Consider the following 5,554-nt stretch of genomic DNA (forward strand, 5'->3'; position numbering starts at 1 on the left):
AGGCGATGGCGGCGTAGGCGCGCGCGAGCCCGGCGACGGTGGTGCCGAACGCGGGGGCGCCGCAGCCGTCGACGGCCACCTCCGGCGAGACGCTGCCGGCGAGCCGGGCCGTCGCCGTGGCGATCGCCTGCTGCACCGGGTGCCCGGCCCCGGTGTACCCCTCGGTGGGCCAGCCCGCCGCGACCGACGCGGCGAGCATGCCCGCGTGGTTGCCCGAGCAGTTCTGGGTGAGCGACGTCGGTCCGTGCCCGGCGGTCCGCCACGCGTGGGCCGCCTCGGCGTCGATCGGCAGGTCCGGCGTGCCCCGCAGGTCGTCCTCCGTCAGCCCGGCGTGCGCGAGCAGGCGGCGCACCACGTCGAGGTGGCCGGGCTCGCCCGAGTGGCTCGCGCACGTCACCGCCAGGAGCTCGTCTTCCACGTCCAGGCCGGCCTCGAGGAAGGCCACGGCGTGGAGCAGCTTGAGCGCGGAGCGGGGGAGCACGACGAGCGAGGCCGACCCCAGCGAGGCGACGACCTCCCCGGCGACGTCGTCCGTGGCCCCCGCGGGCAGGCGCACGGCCGCGCCCACGCCGTGGTGCAGGCACTCGACGACCCCGCTGCGCAGCGTCACCGCCGCGGGCCGCGCGGCGGCCACCATCGCGGCGGCCGCCGTCACGGGGTCGGCGGGGACGGCAGGGGCAGCGAGGTCGTCGGTCACGCGGGGGAACCTGCCACACGCGGGCCGGGGCCCGCAGGCGCTCCTGAGGGTTCATGCGTTGCCATGTATAGTCATGCAGATGACGGTGACGACAGCCCGGGGTGCGCTGGAGCGCCCCGTCGGCGAGCAGTGGCTCGACCGGCACGCGGCGGCGCTCATGGGCACCTACGGCCGACCGGCCCGCGTCCTGGTGCGCGGCGAGGGCGCCTACGTCTGGGACGCCGACGGCACCCGGTACACCGACCTGCTGGCGGGCATCGCGACCACCGCGCTCGGCCACGCCCACCCGGCGCTCACCGGCGCCGTCACCGCGCAGCTGTCGACCCTGGGCCACGTGTCCAACCTCGCGGCGACCCCCGTCCAGGTCGGCCTCGCGGAGGAGCTGCTGCGCACCTGCGACGCCCCCGCCGGCAGCCGGGTGTTCCTCTGCAACTCCGGCGCCGAGGCGATCGAGGCAGCCTTCAAGATCACCCGGCGCACGGGCCGCACCCGGGTCCTCGCGGCCGAGGGCGGCTTCCACGGCCGGACCATGGGCGCGCTCGCCCTCACCCACACCGCCGCCTACCGCGAGCCGTTCGAGCCGCTGCCCGCCGGCGTCGAGCACGTGCCCTTCGGCGACGTCGACGCCATGGCCGCCGCGCTCGCCGACGAGTCGGCGGGCCCCGTCGCCGCCGTCGTCCTCGAGCCGGTCCAGGGCGAGGGCGGTGTCCGCCCCGCCCCGGCGGGCTACCTCGCCGCGGTGCGCCGGCTCACCCGCCAGCACGGCGCCCTGCTCGTCCTGGACGAGGTGCAGACCGGCTCCGGGCGCACCGGTCGGTGGCTCGCCTGGCAGCACCCCCACCACCTCGGCGACGCCGTCGCCGAGGACCCCACCATGCGCCCCGACGTCGTCACCCTGGCCAAGGGCCTGGCCGGCGGCATCCCCTGCGGGGCGGTGGTCGCCTACGGCGCCGCCACGGCGGGCCTGCTCGGGCGGAGCCAGCACGGCACGACCTTCGGCGGCAACCCCGTCGCCGCCGCGGCCGCCCTGGCCACCCTCCACGTCGTCGAGCGCGACGGGCTGCTGGAGCGGGCCCGGCACCTGGGTGCGCTGCTGCGCGACGGCATCGGGGCGGTCCGGCACCCGCTGCTGGCCGGGGTGCGCGGGGAGGGCCTGCTCCTGGCCGTCACGCTCACCCGGCCCCTGGCCGCAGAGGTCACGGCCGCCGCCCTCGACGCCGGCTTCGTCGTCAACGCCGTCGCCCCGGACGCCGTCCGGCTCGCCCCGCCGCTCGTCCTCACCGACGCCCAGGCCACGTCCTTCGTCGACGCGCTGCCCGCCGTGCTCGACACCGTCCTGCCCGCCGCCCAGGCGGGCCCCGGCAGCCAGGAGGCACCCTCATGACCAGCACCGCCCCCGCCCCCCGGCACTTCCTGCGCGACGACGACCTGTCGCCCGAGGAACTGCTGGAGGTCCTCGACCTGGCTGACGACCTCAAGCGGGCGCCGTTCTCCGAGCGTCCGCTCGAGGGTCCCCAGGCCGTGGCCGTGCTCTTCGACAAGCCGAGCACCCGCACCCGGGTCTCGTTCTCCGTCGGCGTCGCGCACCTCGGCGGGTACCCCCTGGTGATCGACGCGGCCGCCTCCCAGCTGGGCCGCGGGGAGCCCGTCGAGGACACCGCACGCGTGCTCGACCGGCAGGTCGCGGCCATCGTCTGGCGCACGGGCGCCCACGAGCGGGTGGAGCGCATGGCCTCGGTGAGCCGGGTCCCCGTGGTCAACGCCCTCACCGACGACGTGCACCCCTGCCAGCTGCTCGCCGACCTGCAGACGGTCCGGGAGCGCACGGGCCGCCTTGCCGGGCTCACCCTCGCCTACCTCGGCGACGCGGCGAACAACATGGCCCACTCCTACGCCCTGGCCGGTGCCACGGCGGGCATGCACGTCCGGCTCGCCGGGCCCGAGGGGTACCTGCCGCGCCCTGACCTGCTCGAGGCCGCCCGCCGGCGTGCCGCGGACACCGGCGGCTCGGTCACCGTCACGCAGGACGCACGGGTGGCGGTCGAGGGGGCCGACGTCCTGGCCACCGACACCTGGGTGTCCATGGGCCAGGAGGGCGAGAGCGACGACCGCTCGGCACCCTTCGTGCCCTTCGCGCTCACGGAGGCGGCGGTGGCGGCCGCCGGCACCGACCCCCTCGTCCTGCACTGCCTGCCCGCCTACCGCGGCAAGGAGATTGACGCCTCGGTGCTCGACGCGCCGGGGACGGCGGTGTGGGACGAGGCCGAGAACCGGCTGCACGCCCAGAAGGCGCTGCTGGTCTGGCTGCTGCGCCAGGGCCGGGCGTGAGCACCGGCGGCAGCACGGTCCCCGGGGACGGCCCGCCCCCGGGCGACGGGCCGCGCGCGGTCGTCCGGTCCAAGGCAGCCCGGCAGGCCGCCGTGGTGGACGTCATCAGCCGCCGGGCGGTCCGCAGCCAGACCCAGCTCGGGGAGGCGCTCGCCGAGGCCGGCCACACCGTCACGCAGGCCACGCTCTCGCGCGACCTCGTCGAGGTGGGGGCGGTCAAGGTGCGGCACCCCGACGGCAGCCTCGTCTACGCCGTCCCCGGCGAGGGCGGCGACGCGACCCCCGTGTCCGACGTGCCCGACGACGTGCTCGAGGCCCGGCTCGCCCGCCGCTGCCACGAGCTGCTCGTCAGCGCGGAGGCCTCCGCCAACCTCGTGGTCCTACGCACCCCGCCCGGGGCGGCGCAGTTCCTGGCCTCGGCCGTCGACCACGCGGTGGTCGCGGGCGTCCTGGGCACCATCGCCGGCGACGACACCGTCCTGGTCATCACCCGGGACCCGGCGGGCGGCCCGGCCGTCGCCGAGCGCTTCCTCGACCTGGGGGCCTCCGCGCCGTGACAGGCTCGCCCCGGACCTGACCGCCCCCCACCCGGGCCGGCACCACCCGACCGGCACCCCCCGGACGGCACCCACCCGGCCCCACCGACAGGAGAACGCTCCCGTGAGCAGCACCCCGACCCCCGGCGGCACGACGCAGGGCGCCCTCTGGGGCGGCCGGTTCGCCAGCGGGCCGTCCGACGCGCTCGCGGCGCTCAGCGTGTCCACGCACTTCGACTGGGTGCTCGCCCCCTACGACCTGCGGGCCTCGGCCGCCCACACCCTCGTCCTGCACCGCGCGGGCCTGCTCACCGACGACCAGCGCGACGGCCTGCTCACCGGCATCGCCGGGCTGGCCGCCGACGTCGCCGACGGCAGCTTCGGCCCCGCCCCCGACGACGAGGACGTCCACGCCGCGCTCGAGCGCGGGCTCATCGAGCGGCTGGGCCCGGACCTCGGGGGCCGGCTCCGCGCCGGGCGCAGCCGCAACGACCAGGTCGCGACCCTGCTGCGGATGTGGCTGCGCGACGCCGTGCGTCGGACCGCCGCCCTCGTGGCCGACCTCGTCGACGCCCTGCTGTCGCAGGCGGACACCCACCCGCTGGCGGCCATGCCCGGGCGCACCCACCTGCAGCACGCCCAGCCGGTGCTGCTGGCCCACCACCTGCAGGCCCACGGCTGGGCCCTGCTGCGCGACGTCGGCCGGATGCGCGACCTCGACGCGCGCGCCGACGCGTCCCCCTACGGCTCGGGCGCGCTCGCGGGCACCTCGCTGGGGCTGGACCCCGCGCTGGTGGCGGCCGAGCTCGGCTTCGCGCGCCCGGTCGAGAACTCCATCGACGGCACCTCGTCGCGGGACCTGGCGGCGGAGGCGGCCTGGGTGCTGGCGATGACCGCGGTCGACGTGTCGCGCCTGGCCGAGGAGGTCGTGGTGTGGACCACCCACGAGTTCTCGTTCGCCCGGCTCGACGACGCGTGGGCGACCGGCAGCTCGATCATGCCGCAGAAGAAGAACCCCGACATCGCGGAGCTCGCGCGCGGCAAGAGCGGCCGGCTCATCGGCAACCTGGCCGGCCTGCTCGCCACGCTCAAGGGCCTGCCGCTGGCGTACAACCGCGACCTGCAGGAGGACAAGGAGCCCGTGGTCGACTCCGTCGCGCAGCTGTCGCTCGTGCTGCCCGCGATGGCCGGGATGGTCGCCACCATGCGCTTCGACACCGCGCGGATGGCAGCGCTGGCGCCGGCGGGCTTCTCGCTGGCCACCGACGTGGCCGAGTGGCTCGTGCGCGAGGGGGTCCCGTTCCGGGTGGCCCACGAGGTCGCGGGCGCCTGCGTCCAGGTGTGCGAGCAGCGCGGCATCGAGCTGCACGAGCTGACCGACGACGACCTGGCCGCGCTCAGCCCCCACCTGCGCCCCGACGTCCGCCGGGTGCTCGACGTCGACGGGGCGATCGCCTCGCGCGACGCGGTCGGCGGGACCGCACCGGTCCGGGTGCAGGAGCAGCGGGAGGCCCTGCGGGCGGCCGTCGCCGAGGCTCGCGCCTGGGCGCAGGACGACAGGGGTCGGTGACGGCCCTCCCGGCGGGCGACCTGGCGGGGCTGCTGCGGGGCCGGCCCGAGGTCGTCGCGCCGGGGCTGCTCGGCTGCCTGCTCGTCGCCGGGTCTGCCGACGGTGACGTCGTGCTGCGGGTCACCGAGGTCGAGGCCTACGCCGGGCCCGGCGAGGACCCGGGCTCCCACGCCCACCGCGGTCTGCGGCCCCGGAACGCGACGATGTTCGGACGGCCGGGGTCGCTCTACGTCTACTTCACGTACGGCTTGCACTGGTGCGCGAACGTCGTCGCCCACCCGGTGACGGACCAGCACGACGGCGGGGGCGCCGGCGTGGGCGGTCCGGCGGGCGCGGTGCTCGTCCGTGCCGGTGAGGTCGTCGCGGGGGAGCCGCTGGCCCGGGTGCGGCGGCCCGCTGCCGTGCGGGCGCGCGACCTCGCCC

The 5,554-nt window shown here is 77.3% G+C and carries 6 protein-coding genes; 5 read left to right on the plus strand and 1 reads right to left on the minus strand.

Annotation, left to right across the window (positions count from 1 at the left end; genetic code table 11):
* The coding region (locus tag WCS02_RS16730) for an asparaginase (protein WP_340295295.1) at window positions 1–697 on the minus strand (697 nt) is incomplete at its 3' end.
* A 79-nt stretch (window positions 698–776) separates the two neighbouring features.
* Between WCS02_RS16730 and WCS02_RS16735 the strand changes: the two genes are divergently transcribed.
* The 5 genes from WCS02_RS16735 to WCS02_RS16755 all read left to right on the plus strand — a co-directional run.
* Window positions 777–2,081 (plus strand): acetylornithine transaminase, encoded by a 1,305-nt coding sequence (locus WCS02_RS16735; protein ID WP_340295297.1) that lies wholly within the window; start codon window positions 777–779, stop codon window positions 2,079–2,081.
* Window positions 2,078–3,025 carry an ornithine carbamoyltransferase gene (argF, locus tag WCS02_RS16740; protein ID WP_340295299.1) on the plus strand — a complete coding sequence of 316 codons (948 nt, stop codon included), beginning with the start codon at window positions 2,078–2,080 and terminating at the stop codon, window positions 3,023–3,025. The genes WCS02_RS16735 and argF overlap by 4 nt, the downstream gene beginning before the upstream one ends.
* Complete coding sequence (locus tag WCS02_RS16745; RefSeq protein WP_340295301.1) at window positions 3,022–3,582, plus strand: arginine repressor; 561 nt, start codon at window positions 3,022–3,024, stop codon at window positions 3,580–3,582. The genes argF and WCS02_RS16745 overlap by 4 nt, the downstream gene beginning before the upstream one ends.
* Before the next feature lie 103 nt (window positions 3,583–3,685).
* Window positions 3,686–5,131, plus strand: coding sequence for an argininosuccinate lyase (gene argH / locus WCS02_RS16750; protein WP_340295303.1), 1,446 nt, complete (start codon window positions 3,686–3,688; stop codon window positions 5,129–5,131).
* On the plus strand, window positions 5,128–5,554 hold a 427-nt coding region (locus WCS02_RS16755; protein ID WP_340295305.1), incomplete at its 3' end, for a DNA-3-methyladenine glycosylase. The genes argH and WCS02_RS16755, both read left to right, overlap by 4 nt.

This window comes from Aquipuribacter hungaricus (assembly GCF_037860755.1).
GTDB lineage: Bacteria > Actinomycetota > Actinomycetes > Actinomycetales > JBBAYJ01 > Aquipuribacter > Aquipuribacter hungaricus.

Bases quoted from the DNA above. Each gene is read 5' to 3' on its own strand.
- WCS02_RS16735 (WP_340295297.1), top strand. From the start codon at position 777: ATGACGGTGACGACAGCCCGGGGTGCGCTGGAGCGCCCCGTCGGCGAG.
- argF (WP_340295299.1), top strand. From the start codon at position 2,078: ATGACCAGCACCGCCCCCGCCCCCCGGCACTTCCTGCGCGACGACGAC.